Source organism: Pseudarthrobacter sp. fls2-241-R2A-168, from assembly GCF_030209335.1.
Taxonomy (GTDB): Bacteria; Actinomycetota; Actinomycetes; order Actinomycetales; family Micrococcaceae; genus Arthrobacter.
This window is the reverse complement of record NZ_JARVSG010000004.1, coordinates 1-22,699: the sequence shown is the minus strand read 5'-3', so window position 1 is coordinate 22,699 and position 22,699 is coordinate 1. Positions and strand designations below refer to the sequence as shown.

General features: G+C 65.0%; 21 protein-coding genes and 1 pseudogene. 7 read left to right on the top strand and 15 right to left on the bottom strand.

Annotated elements, in window-relative coordinates:
* Positions 1-81 precede the first annotated feature (81 nt).
* Complete coding sequence (locus QRN11_RS02050) at positions 82-336, bottom strand: glutaredoxin family protein (protein WP_285249669.1); 255 nt, start codon at positions 334-336, stop codon at positions 82-84.
* Between the two features lie 77 nt (positions 337-413).
* Here QRN11_RS02050 and QRN11_RS02045 point away from each other — a divergent pair, with 77 nt between their 5' ends.
* Entirely contained in the window at positions 414-1,232 is an 819-nt protein-coding gene (locus QRN11_RS02045) for an HAD family hydrolase (RefSeq protein WP_285249668.1), read from the top strand.
* 158 nt (positions 1,233-1,390) lie between these two features.
* On the opposite strand, the gene QRN11_RS02040 is transcribed toward QRN11_RS02045, so the two are convergent.
* The 8 genes from QRN11_RS02040 to QRN11_RS02005 form a co-directional block, all read right to left on the bottom strand.
* On the bottom strand, positions 1,391-1,489 hold the full coding sequence (locus tag QRN11_RS02040) for a 30S ribosomal protein bS22 (protein WP_003792170.1): 99 nt from the start codon (positions 1,487-1,489) through the stop codon (positions 1,391-1,393).
* Between the two features lie 203 nt (positions 1,490-1,692).
* Positions 1,693-1,905: a helix-turn-helix domain-containing protein gene (locus QRN11_RS02035; protein WP_050053879.1), complete on the bottom strand. Its 213-nt coding sequence runs from the start codon at positions 1,903-1,905 to the stop codon at positions 1,693-1,695.
* A 154-nt stretch (positions 1,906-2,059) separates the two neighbouring features.
* Positions 2,060-3,199: a 3-deoxy-7-phosphoheptulonate synthase gene (locus tag QRN11_RS02030; protein ID WP_285249667.1), complete on the bottom strand. Its 1,140-nt coding sequence runs from the start codon at positions 3,197-3,199 to the stop codon at positions 2,060-2,062.
* Positions 3,200-3,413: 214 nt separating this feature from the next.
* On the bottom strand, positions 3,414-4,742 hold the full coding sequence (locus QRN11_RS02025; protein WP_285249666.1) for a glycoside-pentoside-hexuronide (GPH):cation symporter: 1,329 nt from the start codon (positions 4,740-4,742) through the stop codon (positions 3,414-3,416).
* A 253-nt stretch (positions 4,743-4,995) separates the two neighbouring features.
* Complete coding sequence (locus QRN11_RS02020; protein ID WP_285249665.1) at positions 4,996-6,546, bottom strand: rhamnulokinase; 1,551 nt, start codon at positions 6,544-6,546, stop codon at positions 4,996-4,998.
* Entirely contained in the window at positions 6,543-8,582 is a 2,040-nt protein-coding gene (locus QRN11_RS02015; protein WP_285249664.1) for a bifunctional aldolase/short-chain dehydrogenase, read from the bottom strand. Before QRN11_RS02015 ends, QRN11_RS02020 begins: the two co-directional genes overlap by 4 nt.
* Positions 8,583-8,588: 6 nt before the next feature.
* Positions 8,589-9,755, bottom strand: a complete 1,167-nt coding sequence (gene rhaI, locus QRN11_RS02010) for an L-rhamnose isomerase (protein WP_285249663.1) — start codon at positions 9,753-9,755, stop codon at positions 8,589-8,591.
* 114 nt (positions 9,756-9,869) lie between these two features.
* Positions 9,870-10,217, bottom strand: coding sequence for an L-rhamnose mutarotase (locus QRN11_RS02005; protein WP_285249662.1), 348 nt, complete (start codon positions 10,215-10,217; stop codon positions 9,870-9,872).
* Between the two features lie 153 nt (positions 10,218-10,370).
* On the opposite strand from QRN11_RS02005, the gene QRN11_RS02000 reads away from it, so the two are divergent.
* Positions 10,371-11,393 carry a LacI family DNA-binding transcriptional regulator gene (locus QRN11_RS02000; RefSeq protein ID WP_285249661.1) on the top strand — a complete coding sequence of 341 codons (1,023 nt, stop codon included), beginning with the start codon at positions 10,371-10,373 and terminating at the stop codon, positions 11,391-11,393.
* A 15-nt stretch (positions 11,394-11,408) separates the two neighbouring features.
* Here QRN11_RS02000 and QRN11_RS01995 read toward each other — a convergent pair whose 3' ends face one another.
* A complete protein-coding gene (locus QRN11_RS01995; protein ID WP_091417006.1) occupies positions 11,409-11,786 on the bottom strand; it encodes a DUF7793 family protein in 378 nt (125 codons plus the stop codon).
* Positions 11,787-11,943: 157 nt separating this feature from the next.
* Between QRN11_RS01995 and QRN11_RS01990 the strand changes: the two genes are divergently transcribed.
* The 3 genes from QRN11_RS01990 to QRN11_RS01980 all read left to right on the top strand — a co-directional run bounded on the left by QRN11_RS01990 (position 11,944) and on the right by QRN11_RS01980 (position 14,341).
* Positions 11,944-12,576, top strand: a complete 633-nt coding sequence (locus QRN11_RS01990; RefSeq protein WP_285249660.1) for an AAA family ATPase — start codon at positions 11,944-11,946, stop codon at positions 12,574-12,576.
* 76 nt (positions 12,577-12,652) lie between these two features.
* Positions 12,653-12,862: a hypothetical protein gene (locus QRN11_RS01985; RefSeq protein WP_091417016.1), complete on the top strand. Its 210-nt coding sequence runs from the start codon at positions 12,653-12,655 to the stop codon at positions 12,860-12,862.
* Positions 12,863-13,060: 198 nt separating this feature from the next.
* The gene (locus QRN11_RS01980) at positions 13,061-14,341 is read left to right on the top strand and encodes a Gfo/Idh/MocA family protein (protein WP_285249659.1); all 1,281 of its coding nucleotides are present in this window, start codon (positions 13,061-13,063) and stop codon (positions 14,339-14,341) included.
* 73 nt (positions 14,342-14,414) lie between these two features.
* Here the strand turns inward: QRN11_RS01980 and QRN11_RS01975 are convergent, their stop codons facing one another.
* From QRN11_RS01975 to QRN11_RS01955, 5 genes are read right to left on the bottom strand one after another with little or no spacing between them, the layout of a single operon-like run.
* Positions 14,415-15,674: an MFS transporter gene (locus QRN11_RS01975; protein WP_285249658.1), complete on the bottom strand. Its 1,260-nt coding sequence runs from the start codon at positions 15,672-15,674 to the stop codon at positions 14,415-14,417.
* Between the two features lie 55 nt (positions 15,675-15,729).
* Positions 15,730-16,413 (bottom strand): Poxvirus protein I5, encoded by a 684-nt coding sequence (locus QRN11_RS01970; RefSeq protein ID WP_285249657.1) that lies wholly within the window; start codon positions 16,411-16,413, stop codon positions 15,730-15,732.
* 19 nt (positions 16,414-16,432) lie between these two features.
* Positions 16,433-17,350, bottom strand: a complete 918-nt coding sequence (locus QRN11_RS01965) for a carbohydrate ABC transporter permease (protein ID WP_285249656.1) — start codon at positions 17,348-17,350, stop codon at positions 16,433-16,435.
* Positions 17,347-18,297 carry a carbohydrate ABC transporter permease gene (locus QRN11_RS01960; RefSeq protein WP_285249655.1) on the bottom strand — a complete coding sequence of 317 codons (951 nt, stop codon included), beginning with the start codon at positions 18,295-18,297 and terminating at the stop codon, positions 17,347-17,349. Before QRN11_RS01960 ends, QRN11_RS01965 begins: the two co-directional genes overlap by 4 nt.
* Positions 18,298-18,345: 48 nt before the next feature.
* Positions 18,346-19,638 carry an ABC transporter substrate-binding protein gene (locus tag QRN11_RS01955; protein WP_285249654.1) on the bottom strand — a complete coding sequence of 431 codons (1,293 nt, stop codon included), beginning with the start codon at positions 19,636-19,638 and terminating at the stop codon, positions 18,346-18,348.
* 177 nt (positions 19,639-19,815) lie between these two features.
* Between QRN11_RS01955 and QRN11_RS01950 the strand changes: the two genes are divergently transcribed.
* Both QRN11_RS01950 and QRN11_RS01945 read left to right on the top strand, forming a co-directional pair.
* Positions 19,816-21,831, top strand: coding sequence for a beta-galactosidase (locus QRN11_RS01950; protein ID WP_285249653.1), 2,016 nt, complete (start codon positions 19,816-19,818; stop codon positions 21,829-21,831).
* 246 nt (positions 21,832-22,077) lie between these two features.
* A pseudogene (locus QRN11_RS01945) lies at positions 22,078-22,699 on the top strand (hypothetical protein); the annotation flags it as partial.

The window sequence follows — 22,699 nt, the reverse complement described above, 5'->3', positions numbered from 1 at the left end:
AGCCCTCCCGCCGGAGCCAACAAAGCAGGGAGAAACAAAGCAGGAAGCCACGATGCACGCGCCATCACCGGTACTGCTCCCCTACTGCGCAATGGCCCGCTGGAGTACGCGTTCCAGCCGGATCTCGTCGATCTTCCAGAAATCGCGCTGCACACCGTCCACCAGCACCACCGGGATCTCCTCGGCGTACCGCTCCCGCAGGTCCGGCTGGTTGTCCACCAACTCTTCGGTCCACTCAAGGCCCAATGAGGCCGTAACCCGCCCCACGGCGTCGCGCGCTTCCTCGCAAAGGTGGCAGTCAGCTTTGGTGATCAGGACGACGCGGGGTGTAGCCATGGCTTAACCGTATCCCCGTTCATGGTGCCAGGGGACGCCGACGCCGTCCTGCCGGCCGATTGACTAGACTCGACTCCATGCCCGAGGAGAAGTACGTCGCCGTAGTCACCAAGCCGGTTGCTGCGCCGCAGCCCGGCGAGGCGGCATTCTTCGATGTGGACAACACCCTTATGCGCGGTGCCAGCCTGTTTCACGTGGCCCGGAAGATGCACCAGCGCGGGGCCTTCACCCTTACCCAGGCAGCCGGCTTCGCCTGGAAGCAGTTCAAGTTTGTGGCCCGCGGCGAAAACATGGACGACGTCCACGCGGTCCGCGATTCCGCCCTCACCCTGGCCGCGGGCATTACCGTGGAAGACATCAAGGCGCTGGGCGAGGAAGTCTACGACGAGATGATCGTCTCCAGGATCTGGCCCGGCGCCAAGGCACTCGCCGAGCAGCACCTGCGGGTGGGGCGGCGCGTGTGGCTTGTAACGGCCACCCCAATCGAGGTGGCCACCGTGATCTCCACCCGGCTGGGACTCACCGGAGCGCTGGGCACCGTGGGTGAGGTGTCGGAAGGCATGTACACCGGACGGCTGGTGGGAGACATCCTTCACGGCTCCGCCAAGGCCGTGGCAGTCCAGGAGCTCGCCGATGCCGAGGAGCTGGACCTGAAGCGGTGCTGGGCCTACAGCGACTCCTACAACGACATCCCTTTGCTGACCCTGGTGGGCCACCCGGTGGCCATCAATCCGGACGCCCGCCTGCGCCGCCACGCCCGCGACCACAACTGGCCCGTTTACGACTTCCGCGCAGGCCGGCGGGCGGCAACCCTCGGCCTCAAGGCCGCCACGGTGTGCGGCGCCGTCTACGGACTCTGGAAAGGCTTCGCCCGGATCCGCGGGCCGCGGGCGTAAGAACCCGCACGCAAGAGTCCGTCGAATCATAGGCTTGTCCGCGGATCCGAACCTTGACGGTCAGGATCTGCGAACAAGACCGGGACGAACCAACAGGGAAACAGAAATGCCCGCCACCTCGGAAGGCGGCGGGCATTTCCACGCAGTTCGAAGTATCTCTACTTCTTGTTGCGGCGCTGGTGACGAGTCTTGCGAAGCAGCTTGCGGTGCTTCTTCTTGGCCATACGCTTGCGACGCTTCTTAATAACTGAACCCACGAAAGTTCCTTACAAACTAGATGCAGTACCTGTCTGATGGAAAATGTTCGTGGACAGAGCTACGAACTGAACAACTGACAGATTCTTACAATGACGTAAAACGTTCCTTAACAGGGTACCGCCTATCCGGGGCGGCTTCTGACCGGCGTGGCCGCGACCGGCCGAAACGATCGGCCGAAACGGGGCTTTGCGGCGTGACGGCGTCAGGCGGTTTCGGTGTGGCCGTCCACTACAGCGCCTTTGAGGTACTGCTCGACGGCGTTCTCAGGTACCCGGTACGAGCGGCCGAACCGCACCGCGGGCATTTCGCCGGCGTGGACCAGCCGGTAGACGGTCATTTTGGAGACGCGCATGACCTGGGCTACTTCAGCCACGGTCAGGAACTTCGCGTTGGAGAAGTTCTGTTCTGCCGACATTTCCCTATTTTCCTTTGCTGACGGATGGACAACAGTGACCCCAGGTACGTGCCAATGCGGTGTTCCGATGCTGAGCCATCCACCAACCACCTTCTAGATACTCTAGATGTTCCTGTGGCCAATGTGAAAGTAGTGCGCTCCCCTATTTCGCCCCCTAATTGACCGCCCGGCGCTTGCGGGCAGAGGCCGCCAGCTGGTCCAGCACGGACACGGAGACGTCCCAGTCCATGCAGGCGTCCGTCACGCTCTGCCCGTACACCAGCTCCGACCGGCCGGCCGCATGCTCGGCGACATCGAGGTTCTGGGCCCCACCTACCAGGAAGCTCTCAAGCATCACGCCGGCGATGGCCTGGGCCGAGGTGCCGCCGTCCTCGAGCTGGGCTCCGATTTCCAGTGCCACTTCGGCCTGGCGGTGGTGGCTCTTGCCGCTGTTGGCGTGGCTGGCATCCACGATGAGGCGCGGGTTCAGCTGCTTGCCGGCGAGTTTGGCGGAGGCACTTTCGACGTCGGCAGCCGAGTAGTTGGGCCCCTTGCGGCCGCCGCGGAGGATGACGTGGGTGTCCGGGTTTCCGGCGGTGGCCACCAGGGCTGCCCGGCCGTCGCCGTCAATGCCCAGGAAAGACTGGGCTGCCGCGGCGGCTCCGCAGGCGTCGACGGCCACCTGGAGATCGCCGTCGGTCCCGTTTTTGAAGCCGATCGGCATGGACAGGCCGGAGGCCAGCTGCCGGTGGATCTGGCTTTCGGTGGTGCGGGCGCCGATGGCGCCCCAGGAGATCAGGTCCGCCATGTACTGCGGGCTGATGGGCTCGAGGAATTCGGTGGCTGTGGGCAGCCCCAGCGCGGTGACCTGCTGCAGGAAATGCCGTGCGGCGCGCAGGCCGGTGCCCATGTCGTGGCTGCCGTCCAGGCGCGGATCGTTGATCAGGCCCTTCCAGCCCACCGTGGTGCGGGGCTTTTCGAAGTAGGTCCGCATAACGATCAGCAGGTCTTCCTTGTGCTTCTCGGCCTGGCTGACCAGCCGGCGGGCGTATTCCAGCCCGGCCTTGGGATCGTGGATGGAGCAGGGCCCCACAATCACCAGCAGGCGGTCGTCCAGGCCGTCCATGATGGCGCGTACTTCATCGCGTCCGCGTTCGACGACGCCTGCCGCCTCGGGTGCCAGCGGCAACTCCGCGATGAGGTCCTGCGGGGTGGGCAGGGCAGTGAATTCGCTGACGCGCAGGTTGGACGTGGACTTGGCCACGGCTTCATTGCGGGGAGTGCAAGTGTGTGCGGGGGCTGTTGCGGTGCTCATTGTGGGTCCTGTTCCAGATGGGAAGCGGGCCCAGTTCAGAACCCGCCGGAGAAACGGCGAAGGGCAGAGAATAATCTCTGCCCTGTTGGCTCTGAAGGAAAGTTGGATGCGTGTCAGTTAGACGCGGGCCCCTCCAGAGCCAACGAAAAATATGCATACCAACGGTTTGTCATGCCATGAACCATAACCGCCCAGCGGCCGCACCGCAAAAGTGTTACGCCGCGTCACGGGACAGGCTGGCCACCAGTTCCGCGTGCTTCTGGTCCGTCAGGCGGTACCAGTACATGATGGCGACGGCGGCCAGCACCAGGGCGCCCGGCAGCAGTCCCGCCGCGGCCCGGATGGCGAGGGTGGCTGCATCGGACTGCTCGGCCGTGCCCGAAACGTAGCCGCCCCATGCCAGCGAGAAGGCCACCAGTCCGCCGCCGAATCCCATCCCGAGCTTCCGGGTGGCAGCGAGAAGTGCGTAGTTGATGCCCTGCACCCGGACGCCGGTTTTCCACTCCCCGTATTCCACGGTGTCCGCGATCAGGGCCCAGGTGAGGATGCTGACCGAAGCTGATGCCAGGAGTCCCAGCACGAGGCCCGCCAGGCCCAGCAACGGCGCGCCCTGCGGCGCCAGGAAAACCAGTGCGCCGCCCACCACGCCCAGCCCGCCGCCGGCGATGTACACGGCACGCTTGCCCCAGCGCGTCACGGGCCGCGGCAGCAACACAGCCAGCGTGAGGGTAATGACCACCTGGGCACCTGCCATCACCGGGAACAGGTCCATCCGGGACAGCACGTCACGGAGGTAGTAGAACTGGGCGGCACCCGTGGCGGACGTGCCGGTGACGAAGAGGATGGAACTCAGGCACAGGATCACCAGCGGCGTGTTGGCTTTCAGGGCTGCGACGCTTTGGGCGAGGGTGATTTTGGGGATGCTGCCGGCCACCCGTTCAACGCACACGGTTCCGGTCAGGGCATACAGCCCGGAGCCAACAACGGCGAAGGCCAGGGTCAGCCAGGTGAAGATCTGCTGCATGTCCTGGCCGGCGCCGAGGAGCGGTGCAATGAAGAATCCGAGCGTGGCGCCCACTGACAGGCCGCCCATGGTCCTGGCCCCGCCGAGCCGCGCGCGGTCCCTTGCATCCTGGGTCATTGCACCCACCAGGCACCCGTAGGGCACGTTGACCATGCTGTACGCGATGCAGACCAGGCCGTAGGTGCAGTAAGCGTAGAGCAGCTTCAGTGACGGATCCACGTCCGGAACATGGAACACCGCCACACTCAGCAGCAGGGGAATGAAGCCAAACACCAGGAAAGGCCGGAATTTACCCCAGCGCCGGCTGTGTACGCGGTCCACGATCCGCCCGGCGGCGATGTCCGTGAAGGCGTTGAAGATCCGCGCCACCAGCAGCAGGGTTCCTGCAGCTGCTGCCCCGATCCCCGCAACGTCCGTGTAGTAGACAAGCAGGAACATGTTCCCGGTACTGATGATCATGCTGTTCGCGGCGTCGCCGGCCCCATAGCCGAACACGCTGAGCCTGCTGAGTTTCTTCATTCGTTCCTTGGTTCCGGAGGCTTGAGAAACCGTTTTCTCATCCCGCTCAAAGGAACTTACCCCAAAATCTTGCGGAGAAACAGCAACTGCCGGATCCAGTGGTGCTCCTGGCCCCCTTCGTGGTTGTTGAACCGGTACACCTCGATCTCCTTGGCGGCGCCAGCTCCCGCAAGCAGGTGTTCAGCGGACGTAGGTCCAGATCCTAGGGCTGTCCGGTGGACAAGGACAGGGCTGGCCACGCACTGAACACCAGTTACAGCCGCGAGAGTTCAGGGACAAAAACCTGCAGCGGGCTGCTGGCCGCCACCAGGGCACGGAGTTCCCCGAGGCCACCGTCCACAGTCCCTGCCGCTCGCGCCTGAATCAGGACGTTCCCCAGCGCCGTCGCTTCCACGGGTCCCGCGATCACCCTTTTGCCGGTAGCGTCGGCGGTGAGCTGGCAGAGCAGGCGGTTCTGGGAACCGCCGCCCACCACGTGAACCACGTCCACGGACCTGTCGGCGAGCCGTTCGGCGTCCCGGATGGTGCGTGCATAACCGGCCGCGAGGCTGTCCACGATGCACCGGGTGATGGCTGCCGGGTCGTTGGGCAGGACTTCACAGGTGCGGCGGACGGCTGCCCGGATCCGGTCCGGCATGTTGTCCGGGGCGATGAAGTAGGGATCGTCCGCGTTGATCTGCGGGCCTCCCGGCGGCAGCGCAGCCGCCGCATCCAACAGGGCCGGAAGTTCGAGGTTGAACCCTTCGGCTGCCCAGGTCCGCTGGCATTCACTGAGGAGCCAGAGCCCGCCCATGTTGCGCAGGTAGCGGATGGTTCCGTCCACGCCGCGCTCGTTGGTGAAGTTCGCTTCGCGGCTGGCCTCGGTGAGCACCGGATGCTTCAGTTCCAGCCCCACCAGGGACCAGGTGCCGGAGGAAATGTAGGCAAAGTCCTCCTCTCCGTCATCCGCTGTCGCGGGGACGGCGGCGACGGCTGAGGCGGTGTCGTGCGAGCCGACCGCCACCACCTTCGTGTCCTGCGGCAGCCCCACCTGCGCGGCGATGTCCGGCAGGAGCGTGCCGACGGTTTCGCCCGGCTGGACAAGCGGCGGGAACAGGTCCTTCCGCAGGCCCAGCGCGGTAAGGAACTCGGTGGCCCACTCCCCCGCTACGTTGTCGAACAGTCCGGTGGTGGAGGCATTGGTGGCTTCCGTGCGGCGCTGCCCCGTGAGGAGGAACGCGATCAGGTCCGGGATCAGGAGCGCCTGCACGCCGTCCAGGTCCGCCTCTGTGGCCAGCTGGTAGATGGTGTTGAACTGCAGGAACTGCAGCCCGGTGGTGGCGTAAAGGCGCGCAGGGTCAAGTTTCCGGTGCACGGGCTCGACGGCGGCGCGGCTGCGATCGTCACGGTAGCTGAACGGCTGGGCTGTGAGCTCCCCGGCCTTGTTGACCAGGCCGTAGTCCACCGCCCAGGTGTCGATGCCGATGCTGGCCACACGTTCGCCCTGTACCGCAGCGACTGTCGCCGCCGCTGAAAGCCCCTTGAGCACCTCAGCAAAGAGGGCATGGAAGTCCCAGCGGAGGCCGCCGTCGATCTCCACCACGCCGTTGGGGAAGCGGTGGACCACCTCGAGCTGCACGCCGGCTTCGCCGCCGCTGCCTTCGACGCCGCCGCCTTCGATGACCCGGCCCAGGATGACCCGGCCTGAGGAGGCGCCGATGTCGACAGCGGCGAAGACACTGCCGGCAACAGCCTTGGCGGCGGCCGCGGCGGAAACTGCCCCGGCCTGGGCCGGGGCAGTTTCGGTGGTGCGTTCGGTGCTCATCGCAGGAAGGCTGCGGCCACTCCGGCGTCCACGGGGATGTGCAGGCCGGTGGTGTGGGACAGTTCGTTGCTGGTAAGGACGGCGGCGGCGTTGGCCACGTGCTCGGGCAGGACTTCGCGCTTGAGCAGGGTCCGCTGGGCGTAGTACTCGCCCAGTTTTTCCTCGTCCACGCCGTACACGGCGGCGCGCTTGGCGCCCCAGCCGCCGGCGAAGATGCCGGAGCCGCGGACCACGCCGTCGGGGTTGATGCCGTTGACGCGGATGCCGTGCTCGCCCAGTTCGGCGGCGAGCAGGCGCACCTGGTGGGCCTGGTCTGCCTTGGTGGCGGAGTAGGCGATGTTGTTGGGTCCGGCGAACACGGAGTTCTTGGAGGAGATGTAGATGATGTCTCCGCCCAGGCCCTGCGCGATCATCACCTTGGCTGCTGCCTTGGCCACCAGGAACGAGCCCTTGGCCATGACGTTGTGCTGCAGGTCCCAATCCTTTTCGGTGGTTTCCAGCAGCGGCTTGGAGATGGACAGGCCGGCGTTGTTGACCACCAGGTCCACGCCGCCGAACGCCAGGACAGCGGCGTCGATGGCCGCGGACACCTGGGCCTCGTCCGTGACGTCGGCCTGGACACCGATGGCAACGTCCGGGCCGCCAAGCTCTTCGGCCACCTTCTCGGCGTTCTCCAGGTTCAGGTCGGCAATGACCACGCACGCGCCTTCCGCGGCGAGGCGGGTGGCAATGGCCTTGCCGATGCCCGACGCCGCACCGGTCACCAGGGCGATTCGGGTGGCGTGGGACTTGGGCTTGGGCATCCGGGCCAGCTTGGCTTCTTCCAGCGCCCAGTACTCGATCCGGAACTTCTCGGATTCCTCGATCGGGGCGTAGGTGGAGATCGCCTCGGCGCCGCGCATCACGTTGATGGCGTTGATGTAGAACTCGCCGGCAACCCGGGCGGTCTGTTTGTTGGCGCCGAAGGAGAACATGCCCACGCCGGGCACCAGCACGATGGCCGGGTCCGCACCGCGCAGGGCCGGGGAGTCAGCGTCCGCGTGGCGGTCGTAGTAGGCCTGGTAGTCCTCGCGGTAGTCGGCGTGCAGTTCGTGCAGCCTGGCAATGGAGTCCTCGACCGAGGCGTCGGCGGGCAGGTCCAGGATCAGCGGCTTGACCTTGGTGCGCAGGAAGTGGTCCGGGCAGGAGGTGCCCAGCGCGCCCAGGCGCGGGTGCTCGGCGGCTTCGAGGAAGTCCAGGACGACGGCGTCATCGCTGAAGTGCCCCAGCTGCGGCTTGTCCGTGGAGGCCAGGCCGCGGATCACGGGTGCCAGCGCTGCGGCCTTGGCTTTCCGCTCTGCCTCCGGCAGGGCTGCGTAGCCGGGCAGCTTGGGCCCGAACGGTTCGGCCTTGCCGTTGTCCTTGATGTACTTCTCGGCCTGCTCGATGATCCACAGCGAGTTCTGCTCTGCTTCTTCGCTGGTGGCGCCCCAGGCGGTTATGCCGTGGCCGCCCAGGATGGTGCCGATAGCCTGCGGGTTGGCTTCCTTGATCGCTGCGATGTCCAGGCCCAGCTGGAACCCGGGACGGCGCCAGGGCACCCAGACCACCTTGCTGCCGAAAATCTTGGTGGTCAGCGCCTCGCCGTCCACAGCGGTGGCAATGGCGATGCCGGAGTCCGGGTGCAGGTGGTCCACGTGAGCGGCGTCCACCAGGCCGTGCATGGCGGTGTCGATCGACGGTGCGGCACCGCCCTTGCCGTGAAGGCAGTAATCGAAGGCGGCCACCATCTCGTCTTCCCGCTCAACGCCAGGGTAGACGTTCTTCAGCGCGTTCAAACGGTCCAGGCGCAGCACCGCAAGGTTTTCGGCCCTCAAGGTGCCGAGGTCCCCGCCGGAGCCCTTCACCCAGAGCAGCTGGACGTCCTCGCCCGTGACCGGGTCCTTCTCGGTGCCCTTGGCGGAGGTGTTGCCGCCGGCAAAGTTGGTGTTCCGCTTGTCCGCACCCAGGCGGTTGGAACGGGAAATCAGGTCTTCAACAGTCATATTGGTGCTCATAGCTGGTTAGGCGCCCCATCCGGCTTGCTGGCCGCCTACGCGGTCCTCGTTGATCTTCTTCTGGTACCCGCTGGCCTTGAACGCAGCCAGCGGGTCCGCGGGCAGCCCGCGGGATTCACGCCACTCGGCCAGGACGGGCCGGACGTCGGTGTAGAAGGCATCGTTGAAGATGCCGTTGGCAGCCAGGACATCACCGGCGCGCTGCGCTTCGGCCAGGGCTGCGGTGTCCACCATCAGAGCCCGGGCGGTCATTTCCTGGACGTTCAGGACCGAGCGGATCTGGCCCGGAATCTTCTCCTCCAGGTTGTGGCACTGGTCCAGCATGAGGGCAACGCCCGAATCCTTGCCGAAGCCGCCGCCGCGGATCACCTCGTGCATGATGCGGAAGAGCTGGAACGGATCAGCCGCACCCACGATGAGGTCGTCGTCGGCATAGAAGCGCGAGTTGAAGTCGAAGGAACCCAGCTTGCCCAGGCGCAGCAGCTGCATCACGATGAACTCGATGTTGGTACCCGGCGCGTGGTGGCCGGTATCCAGGCAGACGAACGCCTTCTCGCCCAGCGCCAAAGTCTGTGCATAGGAGGTGCCCCAGTCCGGAACATCGGTGTGGTAAAAAGCCGGCTCGAAGAACTTGTACTCCAGCACCAGGCGCTGCTCAGCACCCAGGGCCGCATAGATCTCCTGGAGGGATTCGGCCAGGCGGTCCTGGCGGCCGCGGATATCGTCCTGGCCCGGGTAGTTGGTGCCGTCCGCCAGCCAGATCTTCAGGTCCTTCGAGCCCGTGGCGTGCATGATCTCGATGCAGTCCAGGTGGTGGTCGATGGCGCGGCGGCGCACCGCCTCGTTGGAGGACGTCAGCGAACCGAACTTGTACTCGTCATCCTGGAAGGTGTTGGAGTTGATGGTTCCCAGGCCCACGCCCAGGCCGGCCGCGTACTCCTTCAAGGCGGCGTAGTCATCCACCTTGTCCCACGGAATGTGGAGCGCAACGGTGGGGGCCAGGCCGGTCAGTTCATGGACCTTGGCGGCATCCGCCAGTTTCTCCTGGACGGCACGCGGGGTGCCGGGCGTGCCGAACACCTTGAACCGTGTGCCTGAATTTCCATAGGCCCACGAAGGGACCTCGATGGCAAGCTCCTCGAGCCTGCCCAGCGCCGTTGCTACGTCATTCATGATGGTGGTTCTTTCCGGTGTCTTGGTGGTGGTCTTGTTGAGAGTCTTGGTGTGGTGCAGCATGGTTGGCCGTGCGGCAATGCTCCGGGCCCGCTGCTGGAGCCGCAGGTTGCCTCAGCCGGCGGTTGCTTCCGCCGCCGCGAGCTGGCTGTCCAGGTTGAAGACTTCTTCGAGCACCTGGAACCCCTCATCGGGCGCCTGGCCGGTGTTCTCGAAGAGGGTGGCCATTTCCGCCTGCCAGCGGGCGTTCACGTCGGCCAGGGCCATCCTGGCGCGGACGGCGTCGAAGTCGTCGCACTCGAGGTAGCCGATCAGGAGCCCATCCCCTGCAAGGAAGAGGGAGTAGTTGTTCCAGCCGGCGTCCTTCAGGGCGCGGAGCATTTCCGGCCACACGGCGGTATGCCGCCGGCGGTACTCGTCCATCAGCGCCGGCTGGACCGACGACCGGAAACACACCCTCATGGGAAACTCCCCTGAACTCTTGCATCTTTGAATCGTTTCATTGTTACGATTCAAAGTACTCTTGTACCTGAGCAGGTGTCAAGCAATCCCGGGCCGTCTTTTTCAGCAATACAGCCGGAGTCGCAGGCACTCGGACCGTCAGCACGGAGAATCATGAACCGCACAGCCAGCATCAAGGACGTAGCCAACCATGCCAGCGTGGCGGTGGGCACGGTTTCGAATGTGCTGAACTACCCGGACAGGGTCTCGGAACGGACCAAGGAGCGCGTGCTGCGCGCCATCGACGAGCTGGGCTTCGTCCGCAATGACGCCGCCCGCCAGCTGCGCGCCGGCCACAGCCGGACCATCGGCCTGATCGTCCTGGACGTTGGCAACCCCTTCTTCACCTCAGTGGTGCGGGCAGCCGAGGATGCGGCCGCCCTCCAGGGCAGTGCGGTACTGCTGGGTGACAGCGGCCACGATGCCGGCCGCGAGGCAAACTACATCGACCTGTTCCAGGAGCAGCGCGTCCAGGGCCTGCTCATCTCTCCCGTCGGCGATGTGACCGAGCGCCTGGACCTCCTCCGCGAGCGCGGGGTGCCAACAGTCCTGGTGGACCGGCTGGCGGACGAGGAAAAGTTCAGTTCAGTAGCAGTTGACGACGACGCCGGCGGGTACCTCGCTGCCCGGCACCTGCTGGACACCGGCCGCCGTCGGCTCGCCTTTGTGGGCGGCTCAACCACCATCCGCCAGGTGGCGGACCGGCTGCAGGGCGCCAGGCGCGCTGTGAAGGAAGAGCCGGACGCCACCCTGGAAGTGCTGGTGTCCGAGGGCATGACAGTCCTGGCCGGACGCAGCGTGGGCAACACCCTGGTGGAGCGGGACCGGGAGGACCTGCCGGACGGGATCTTCTGCGCGAACGATCTTCTGGCGCTGGGGATCATGCAGTCACTGACCATGACGCACACCCTCAGGATTCCGGAGGACATTGCCTTGATCGGCTACGACGACATCGACTTCGCCGTTTCCGCGGTAGTGCCCTTGTCCTCCATCCGGCAGCCTACCGAGGCCCTTGGCCGGACAGCCATCGAGCTCCTGGCCGAAGAGGTCGAAGCCCAGCATCCCCGGCACCGTGCAGTCATCTTCACGCCGGAACTGGTGGTCAGGCAGAGCACCGGGACGCCGTCAGCGAACTGATCCCGGGCCCGCGGGTTACTCGTTCTCCTGCCGCAGCCACATCATCGACTCGGTCCGGGACGTGAAGAAGCGGGTGGGACAGGGCGGAACGTGGACACCCAGGAAGAAGTTCGCCAGGATCCGGTCCACAGGGCTGGCGCCCAGGAGGGCGATCCGGTGCGCGGCGCATGGGATCGAAAAAACGGACCGGGCCGCCCTGGTGACTGATTCGGTGGTGGCCATGTCCACCAGCATGGGGTAGGTGGCATCCCCCGCTATGTCGTTCACCGCTGCCATAGCCGCCGCGGCGTCCTGTTGTTCTATCCGGACTTTCGGTTCCCAGATAAGGTGGATCACGCCGTCGGGACGCAATTCCACGGTGCCCTTACCGCCGTCGACCGTTACTGGCTCCATGCCCCGCTCTCCCCTCCGTTTGCAGGCTCCCCCAATACTGCTCCTGCTTTGACTTCCCGGAACCAACTTAGACCCCCAGCGCCGTTCCAAGCGCACTCACAGCCTTTCCGCAGGCTTCATGAACCGAAGCCACAGGTCCGGACGGTACGAAGGAAGCATGACACAGCGCGCCATACCGGAACAGGCACTCATTGTCCTGCTGGGAATCGATGGCGCCGGCAAGTCCACGGCTGCCAAGGAGGTGGAGAAGCTGCTTCACGGCACCCCGGTACTGGTACTGGGCAACTACTCTGGCAGGAAAACCATCCTGGCCCTTGCGCAGCGCTTCAAGGTGCCGCTGCCCGTCCACGTTTCCGATGTCCTGGAAACCGCCGTCCGTGTCTTCAATGTCCTGCTCAACCATCGGCGGGCGGCCCGGTTCGGCGGCGTTGTCATCATGGACAGGCACCTCTACTGCCAGCTGGCGCTGCGGAAAGCCCGGGGAATCCGCCGCAGCCGTGCGCTCTCAACGCTGTTGCGGCTGCTTCCGCAGGCGCAGGCAGTGGTCTACTTCGACATCACAGCAGAGCAGGCTCATGAACGGATCACTTTGCGCGGCGAGGACCAGGAGAACCTTGGGGACCTCGAGAAGTTCCGGATGGGGTACGCCGGACTGCCCTGGTACCCCGGCTTTATCCTGCTTGATGCCGGTACCGGCATCCAGAGCAGCGCTGCACAGCTGAAGCAGGTGATAGCCAGCGTCACGGCACGGGCTGAGGCCCTGGCCCCGGCCGCGACCCACGGCCAATAGCCTCCAAGCCAAATCTCTTTCGGTCAACCCCGCTACTGCTCTTGTAGGCCGCGGGGAGCAGAAGCAAGGATTGGCTATGGAAGACCTGCGGCACACCGCCAGAGCCCTGCTGCAGCGGAAGGATCTTGGCCTGATCGATCTGTGGGTTCTCTACTGGAACCACGGAGGGCATTGCCACCCCTTTGATTTTGATGCGTTTATCCACGAGATCATGCCCGCCAAATGGTTCGACATGGAAGCCCTGCAGGTGGCGGTGGAAGAGTTGTCGCTCGAAGCCGTGGCCTGAGCGCACCCCACACTGCAAAACATTTACCAACTGGACTGCGGCTGCACGGATTTCGGTTCGGTTTCCACAGTCAAGCCTTTGAATCGTTACAATACTGGACGGGAAGCCTGTCTGTGCTTCACACTTGAATCTGGAAAGCGCTTGCCCGCCGCGGGCCTCGCGCCGGGAAAACAGCCCTCCGGGGCCGAATGGAGCACCATGGGAACACCAACCGCCACAGACGCCGGAACCCAGGCCAGCGGGGATACTCCTGCAACCGGACCTCACGCCACTGCAGCCCAGGCAGCGACCGCAGGCGAATCTTCACCCGGGCCGGGTGGTGCACCTGCAGCCAAGGTGGCGCTGGTAGGTGTCCACGGCTTCGGGACACACCACCTGCGTAACCTTGGACGCCTCCAGACCGCCGGCGTCGTCGATCTTGTTGCTGTGGCCGATCCCAATCCCCCTGCCGCAGGCTCGGTCCCCGAAACAGCGCATGTCTTCCCTGGCCTTGCGGAACTGCTGGCGGAGACCACCGGCCTGGACCTGATCATTGTTGCCACCCCCATCCAGACGCACGCGCCGCTGGGCCTGGCAGCCCTGGCCACCGACGCCGACCTCTACCTGGAAAAGCCTCCCGTCGCCTCACTGGCGGATTTCAACCGGCTAGCCGACGCTGCCGCAGCGTCCGGCCGAAGTGTCCAGATCGGGTTCCAGAGCCTGGGATCGCATGCACTGGCGGCGGTCGAAAAGCTCCTCGCCGACGGCACCATCGGAACCTTGCAGGGCATCTCCGCAACCGGCCGCTGGGTCCGCGACCGGGCCTACTACAAGCGGTCCCGGTGGGCCGGCAGACGGACCATCGACGGCGTGGATGTGGTGGACGGCGTGGCCACCAATCCCCTGGCCCACGCGGTGGCAACCGCACTGAGGATTGCCGGAGCACGCACGACGGCGGACATTGCGTCACTCGAAACCGAGCTGTACCGCTCCAACCAGATCGAGTCCGATGACACGTCAGTGATCAGGATCCGCACCCGCACCGGCCTGCCCATCACGTGCGCCCTGACGCTGTGTGCCACGGAATCCGTGGAACCGTACGTGACGCTCCAAGGCTCGGCCGGCACCGCCGTCTTCCACTACACGGAGGACCGCCTGACCGTTGAGACAGGCAAGGGCCGTACCGAGGAGGTCTTCGGCCGGGACGACCTGACGGAGAACCTGCTGGCCCACCGCAGCAACGGCACCCCTCTTCTGAGCCCGCTCCTGGACAGCGGCGCTTTTATGCTCGTCCTGGAAGCCATCCGCACCGCGCCGCTGCCCGCTCCGATTGACGGAGAGTACGTCCAGTGGGAGGGCGAGGGAGATTCGGCCCACGCCGTGGTCGCCGGCATCGAGGATGCCCTGGAACGCTCGGGCGCGCAGCACGCCACGTTCAGTGAGCTGGGACTCCCCTGGGCCGCCTCGGCGCCGCACGTGTTCAGCCTGCCGGGATCCTGAACGGCTTCCTGAACGGCTTCCTGAAAGCGCCGCCCGCCGGCGGCTGGTCAGGCCGGCGGTGCGGCCTAAGGAATCACGGACGCAGGCTGCGGGAGTTCCGCCACAGCAGGACACCGATGACGACGGCGGACAGGATACCTCCGGCCCCGGTGGCCACCAGCCCCAGGCGCACCCCCAACTGCTCGGTTAACCAGCCGGCCAACAGCCCGCCCATCGCGTGTCCGCCCAGCAGCAGCGGCAGGTAAAGCGCCATCACCCGGCCCCGGATTTCCGGCCCTGTCTCGAGCTGGACGGCGGTGGCCGCACTGGTCAGGAACAACAGGGTCATCAGGCCCACCACCACCAGCATCCCGGTGAAGAGGATGAGGTTGGGCATCAGGGCCGCCACCAACTGGGCGAGCCCAAAGAGGCCGGCCGCCAGGACAATCCCCTTCCGGCCCAGCGTCCGCAGGCGGGCTGCCAGCAACGCACCGGCCAGGGCACCAACCGCACTGACAGTGTTGAAAAGGCCGAACCCTTCAACGCCGTTGTGCCAGACGCGTGCCGCAAAGGCTGCCAGCACCACGGGCCCGTTCATTCCGAACATCCCCAGCAGGCCCGCCAGCGCGATGATCAGCAGCAGGGAGGGCCGGTCCTTGACGTACCGGAATCCGGCCAGGAGCTGGCCCCTCCCCCGCGCCGCAGGGGTGCTGGGGTGCAGCTCGGCGGGACGGATGGCGGCAATCATGCACAGGACCAGCACGCACAGCAGGGAGTTGGCCGCGAATGCTGCGGCTGATCCGGCCTGGGCAATGACCACACCGGCCAATGCCGGCCCGGCCATGGCGCCCAGCTGGCCAATGGCATTGTTGAGGCCGATGGCCGGGCGCAGCGCGGTGTCACCCACTACTTCATTAACGAAGACAGTGGTGGCGGGCTGGTTGATGGCTGACGTAATACCGAGCGCAATGCAGCTGGCATAGACGGCCCAGACGGTGATGGTCCCGCTCGCTGCCCACGCTGCAAGTCCCATGGCGAGCAAGGCGATAACGGCCTGGCAGGCCAGCATGATGCGGCGCTTGGGAAAGAGGTCCACCAGCAGGCCGCTGAGCGGGCCCACCACCAGCATGGGCAGGAATTGCAGGGCAACAGCCACACCCACTGCCGCGGGACTGCCGGTCAGCTGCAGCACCAGCCAGTCCTGGGCCAGCCGCTGCATCCACACCCCCACGCTGCCGGTGAAGAGCAGCACCAGGAAAATCCGGTAATTGCGCTGGGTCAGGGGCTGGTACCACGGGGGCTGGTTCTGTGAAGGACGGAGGGACTGCTGGGATCGTTGGCGGTCGGAAGACACGTCGGACTCAACTCAATAGTGATGGACAGAACCGGGATGCCTGGTGCTGGAGACTTCAGGCGCGGCTGGAGCGCATTTTGACGGCGGCCGAGGCCAGGATCAGAATGCCGGGGACCACCACGAACAGTGCTGCGAGCATCCAGACGAACACCACTGCCCCGAAGAGCGCCGCAATCAGCAGGAGGGATCCACTCCAGTCCCGCACGGACACGGCCTGGCCGGTTTCAAGCGCGGAGCGCCAGGCGCTTTGGGCGTCGGAACTGCGGGCGTCTGCGCTGCCGGCCCGGGCGCGTGAGTCCGCGCCGCCCGAGAGGTGGGGACCATTGAAGTCGGACCAGGCTGCGGTGGTGCGCAGGAGCAGGACGGCCCCCGCGGCGGCGAGGACCAGCGTGGCAGGCAACACCACTTCCCGGCCGGGAAGCTGCCCCACCCAAGCGAGCAAAAGGTTAAGGACAATCACGACGGCGGCTGCCGCCGTCGTAATTCCCAGCTTCCAGCTGCCGGGCAGGGCAGCCTTGAACGTGCCCCAGAGGCTGCGGACGGAATCGTCGCGGCCGGAGAGGTGACGTTCGAGATGGGTGATCCCCGCCGCATACGCGGCGGGGATCGTCACGAGCGGGATGGACAGCACCAGTACCAGCACGCCGGCCAGGAGGGTCTCGGAGAACAGCGCGAAGCGGTTGACCGGGACGGGTTCGTGGTGGTTCTGTGCGGGGGTGGTGCTGTCCATGACGCTCATTTTCTGTTGGATTCTTCCGTCAGCCCTTGAGGCCCTGGGTGGAGACGCCTTCGACGATGTAGCGCTGGAAGACCAGGAAGAAGATCAGCACCGGCAGCAGGGCGAGGACGGACATGGCAATCATGGCGCCGTAGTCCGAGCTCTGGGTCTGGTCCACGAAGAGGCGCAGGGCCAGCGGCAGCGGGTACTTTTCCGGGGTGTTCAGGTAGAGCAGCGGGCCCAGGAAGTCGTTCCAGCTCCAGATGAAGGAGAAGATCGAGGTGGAGATCAGGGCTGGCTTCATCAGGGGCAGCATGATGGAGGTGAAGATCCGGACGTGCCCGGCGCCGTCGATCCGTGCAGCCTCGTCCAGTTCGGCGGGCAGGTTGCGCATGAACTGGACCATCAGGAATACAAAGAACGCGTCGGCGGCGAGGAACTTGCCGATCAGCAGCGGGACGTAGGTGTCAACGAGGCCGAGCTGCTGGAACACGATGTACTGCGGGATGATCACCACGTGGAACGGCAGGAGCAGGGTGGCGATCATCATCCCGAAGAAGATGCTGCGGCCGGGGAACTTGATCCTGGCGAAGGCATATGCGGACACGGACGCGGAGAGGATGGTTCCCACCACGGCTCCGATCGCCAGGATCAGCGAGTTGGTGAAGAACTGCAGGGTGGAGACGCCGCCGATGCCCTCCATGGCCGTGACGAAGTTGTCGAAGCTGAAGTTGCTCGACCACAGCGACGTGTTGCCGCCGCCGATCTCGGCGTTCGGTTTGAAGGACGAGGCGATCATCCACAGGCCCGGGTACAGGACCACGGCCGTGAGTGCGAGAGCCACCACGTGGAAGAGGGTGCTCTTGGCGCGCTTGGCCCCGGCCGATTCGGACTTGGGGTTGTAGTGCGGCACCTGTGCGTCCGCAGTGGACTGGGTGGGAGTTGCCATGGTTGTCATTTTGCATCACCGCTGTAGTGGACCCAGGACTTGGACGTGCGGAAGAAGATGAGGGTAATGATGCCCACCACGATCACCAGCAGCCAGGCCATCGCCGAGGCGTAGCCCATCCGGAAGTCACTGAAGCCCCGCAGGTACAGGTAAAGGGTGTAGAAGAGGGTGGAGCCGGCCGGGCCGCCGTCACCGTTGGAGATGATGTAGGCGGAGGCGAAGATCTGGAACGCGTGGATGGTTTCCATCAGCAGGTTGAAGAAGATGACCGGGGAGAGCATGGGCCAGGTGATGTTGAAAAACTTCCGTACCGGCCCGGCACCGTCCATGGACGCGGCCTCGTAGAGATCGTTCGGGATCTGCTTCAGGCCGGCCAGGAAGATCACCATGGGGGCGCCGAACTGCCACACCGTCAGGAGGATGAACATCGGCATGGTCATGGCCGGGTTGCCCACCCAGCCGCCCAGGTTGATCCCAAAGAAGGACAAGCCCTGGTCCACCGGGCCGGAGTCGCCGAACATGGCCTTCCAGACGATGGCGATGGACACGGACGCGCCGATCAGGGACGGCGCGTAAAAGGCCGAGCGGTAGAAACCCTGGCCTCGACGCTTGCTGTTCAGCAGCATCGCCACCGCCAGTGCTGCGGCGAGCTTCAGCGGGGTGCCGAAGACCACGTAGCCCACAGTCACGCCCACCGACTGCAGGAACCGTTCGTCCTGGAAGAGGGTGGTGTAGTTGTCCAGGCCGATCCACTTGGGCGGATCGAAGAGGTTGTAGTTGGTGAAGGACAGGTAGAGCGAGGAAATCATGGGCCCGACAGTGAGGGCGATGAATCCCAGCAGCCAGGGCAGCAGGAAGGTGTAGCCGGCGCGGGCGTCCGCCCCGCGCTGCCTTGACTTGCGCAGCGCGGGAGCGGACGACGTCGAACGCCTGCTCAGTGTTGGGCTTTGAGTCACGAGTTCATTCCGTCAGTTGTGGACGTCTTGGTCAGACTGTCTGCCTGATCAGGCGTTCTGCTTGATGAGGTCTTCGGCTTCCTTGAACCATGCGTCGGCTGCGCCGTCGATGGTCAGCTTGCCGTAGTTCAGGTCCGAGGAGACGCGCTTGAAGGAAGCTTCCAGGGTGCCGAAGCCGACGATGGGCGGTTCCGGAGCGTCCTTGAGGTACTTCTCGATGGACTTTTCGTAGTCCACCACGAGCTTGTCGGTGCCTTCAAAGGTAGTCCCGTCACGCTGGGTCTTCGACGCCGGAACACCGCGGGAGGTCTTGAAGATCTGGCCAACCTCGGGATCGTTGACCATGAAGTCGATGAAGCGGGCGGCGGCGTCCTTGTACTTGGTCTTGGCGCTGGCCACCATCAGCATGGACGGCTTCAGGAACAGGCCCAGATTGTCCTTGTCATCCGACGGGACGGGAACCAGCTTGAGTTCCTTCGCGCCGCTGTCTGCGAGGTAGCCGGCCATGAAGTTGTCCCAGGTGACTTCGGTGGCGGTCACGTTGGAGCCGAACGGTGACTTGGGGGCGAGCTGGGTGACGCGCTCTTCAGAAACGATGGCAGGGGTGCCGCGGAGGCCTGCGGTGGTGTTCCACCACTTCTTCATGTCGTCCTTGGTGAAACCGAGCTTGCCGTCCTCGGTGAAGGCCTCGATGCCCTTCTGGCGCAGCCAGATGTTGAACATCCACCAGACGCCGGTGTAATCCGTGGAGCCGAAGAGGGCGCTGTTGCTCTTGGTGCCCACCTCGGTGAGGAAGTCGTTGAATTCCTTGTAGGTCCAGGAGCCGTCCGGCTCTGCGACGCCAAGGGATGCCAGCTTGGCCGGATCGTAGTAGACGGCGAAGGCGTTGGTGCTGGTGGGGATGCCGTAGGTCTTGCCCTTGATCTGGCCGGAGGGCAGGAGGGACTTGTCAAAGGCATCCGTGTTGATCTTGACGGTGCCCAGGTCCAGGAGCTGGTTGCGCTGGCCGTAATCCCGCAGGTAGGACAGGTCCCACTGCATCACGTCCGGCAGGCCGCCGCCCGCGGCCTCGGTGGCGCGCTTCTGCCAGTAGCCGGCGAAGTCGGTGAAGTTGCCGTTGACCTTGATGTCCGGGTTCTTCGACTCGAACAGGGCAATGGCCTTGCGGGTGCGCTCGGCGCGGTCGTCGTTGCCCCACCAGGTGTAGTTGATGGTGACCGGCTTCTCTGCGGAGCCGGTTTCCCCTCCTGAGGAGCTGGAGCCAGTTCCACAAGCCGCCAGTGCCGCGGCAGATGCGGTGCCGACGGCTACGGTGGTAAGGAAATGCCTTCTGTTGATCATGGGAGCCTCCTTGCTCGATGTGTGCAATCCCATTGCCCGAATCTACAACGAGAGTAGTGAGCTGGCTTACACGGCTTCTGAAACGATACAATATCGGCATTCCCGGAAATGGGCAAGCGTTTTCCAAAGATCTGATTTTCACGCAGCATCCATCTTCCCAGCAGACAAAGGAGTCCCATGACTTTGCAGGAAACCTCCAGCCCGGCGAGCGTCTGGAACAACATCGAAGGCATCGCCTTCGGCGGCGACTACAACCCGGAACAGTGGCCTGTCAGCGTCCGCCTCGAGGACCTGGAGCTGATGAAGGAAGCAGGCGTGAGCTTCCTCAGCGTGGGAATTTTCTCCTGGGCGCTGCTGGAACCAGCTGAGGGCACGTACGACTTCGCCTGGCTCGACGAGGTCATGGACAACCTCGCTGGAATCGGCGTCAAGGTGGCTCTGGCAACGGCCACGGCCGCTCCCCCGGCATGGCTTATACGGAAGCATCCGGAGATCCTGCCGGTCACGGCTGACGGAACCGTGCTGGGGCCGGGGTCGCGGCGGCACTACACGCCGTCGTCGGCCGTCTACCGCCGGTACGCCACGGGAATCACGCGCAAGCTCGCCGAGCGGTACAAGAACCATCCGGCCCTGGCGCTCTGGCACGTTGACAATGAACTGGGCTGCCATGTCTCAGAGTTCTACGGCGAGGAAGATGCCGCCGCCTTCCGGTCGTGGCTGAAGCGCCGGTACGGGACCATCGATGCCCTGAACGCATCCTGGGGTACGGCTTTCTGGTCCCAAAACTACGGCTCGTTTGACGAGATCCTGCCGCCCGCCGTCGCGCCGTCCACGCTGAACCCGGGGCAGCAGCTGGACTTCCAGCGGTTCAACTCCTGGGCGCTGATGGACTACTACCGGGAACTCGTTGCCGTCCTGCGTGAGGTGACTCCCGGCGTGCCGTGCACCACCAACCTGATGGCCTCAAGCGCCACCAAGTCCATGGATTACTTTGACTGGGCCAAGGACCTGGACGTCATCGCCAACGACCACTACCTGGTGGCCGCCGACCCGGAACGGCAGATCGAACTCGCGTTCAGCGCTGATCTCACCCGCGGCATCGCGGGGGGTGACCCGTGGATCCTGATGGAACATTCGACGTCGGCCGTCAACTGGCAGCCGCGCAACCAGCCCAAGATGCCCGGTGAAATGCTGCGCAACTCGCTGGCCCACGTGGCCCGCGGTGCCGATGCTGTGATGTTTTTCCAGTGGCGGCAGAGCTTCGCCGGCTCGGAGAAGTTCCACTCGGCCATGGTGCCGCACGGCGGACGGGACACGCGTGTGTGGCGTGAGGTGGTGGACCTGGGTTCGGCGTTGAAGCGGCTGGCTCCGGTGCGCGGTTCCCGCGTGGAGTCCCGCGTTGCCATCGTGTTTGATTACGAGGCGTGGTGGGCCAGTGAAATTGATTCCAAGCCGAGCGTCGACGTGAAGTATCTTGACCTCCTGCGGGCCTTCCACCGGCAGCTGTTCCTGCGGGGCGTTTCCGTGGATATGGTGCACCCGTCCGATTCCCTTGAGGGGTACGACCTCGTGCTGGTGTGCACGCTGTACTCGGTGACTGACGAGGCGGCCGCGAACATTGCCGCTGCAGCCTCCGCCGGTGCCACCGTGCTGGTGAGCTACTTCAGTGGCATCGCGGACGAGAAGGACCATGTGCGGCTAGGAGGCTATCCGGGTGCCTTCCGGGACCTGTTGGGCGTGCGGGTGGAGGAATTCCATCCCCTGCTGGCGGGCACGCAACTCAAGCTGAGCGACGGGACGATTTCCTCTGTCTGGAGCGAGCACGTTCACCTTGCCGGTGCGGAAGCCCTTCAGACCTTTACGGAGTACCCGCTGGAGGGCGTTCCGTCCTTGACCAAGCGATCCGTTGGTGCCGGTGCGGCCTGGTACCTGGCCACGTTCCCGGACCGGGAAGGGATCGAGTCGATTGTTGACCAGTTACTGGAGGAGTCCGGTGCTGCGCCCGTTGCAGCCGCCGATCCTGGTGTGGAGCTGACCCGGCGCCGCTCCGACGACGGCCGCAGTTTCCTCTTCGCCATCAACCACTCGCGCTCGTCCGCGTCGGTCCAGGCTTCCGGTGTCGAGCTGCTGTCCGGCGAGCGGTTTGAGGGTTCGGTTCCTGCCGGCGGAGTTGTGGTGGTTGCGGAGGACTGACTCGCTTCAGTTATCCATATAGCTTCTGTTTCAGCCACCTTTCTCGGTGTCCTTTGGCAGAGTTGACGTATGGAAGCCATCGGGGATCAGCTCGCGGAATTCGGCCGTTTTTTCGCCGCGCGTGCGCTGGTTCCTGATAGCTCCTTAGGCGCTGATTCTGCGGTTCAGCCTGGGACGGCTTCGGGCGCTTCCGGGTTTGCTGCCTTGGGCTCCGGAATTGTCAGACCCCCGCACCAGAATGGGTTTATGGAAGCCATTGGGGAGCGGCCTGAGCAGTACGGCGGTAACGTCGTGGTGCTCGGACGGGCCGGGGTCGCCATGTCATCCGTCGCTCTGGATCTCGGTGGTCCGGCCGCCGCCGCCCCGTGCTCTATGTCCGGCTCCGGCCCTTCCGCGCACGACGGCGGGACGCTGCTTAGTCCCGGCCGGCACCTTAATCCTGTACCCGCCGAGGCCACCCCACCTGGCACGGCATCAGCCGCATCAGAAGCAGGGCCCACGCAGGCTGATTCCGCAGCACGCGAGCATGCCGACGCTCACTCCTCATCAGCCGTGGCTCTAACAGGGCCCAAGCAGGCTGATTTCGCACAAGCCAAGCCCGCAGAGGCCGACTCCTCATCAGCCGTAGCTGTAACAGGGTGCACGCCTGCTGTGAATGAGTCCGACCCAGCTGCTTCTGTGACAGGCCGGGTGCCGGTTGATTCCCTAGGCGCCGGGGAGCCGTTGAGCCTGGCGGAGCTCGGCAGGCTCGTGGCGCGGGCCGCTGCCGCCGCACCGTCGGCACTTGCCCGGGCCAGCTATGTTGAAGCCGCCAACTATGCCGCTGGAGTGGAGGAAATTTCCCGGGCCGTGGAGTACCTGCAGGTCC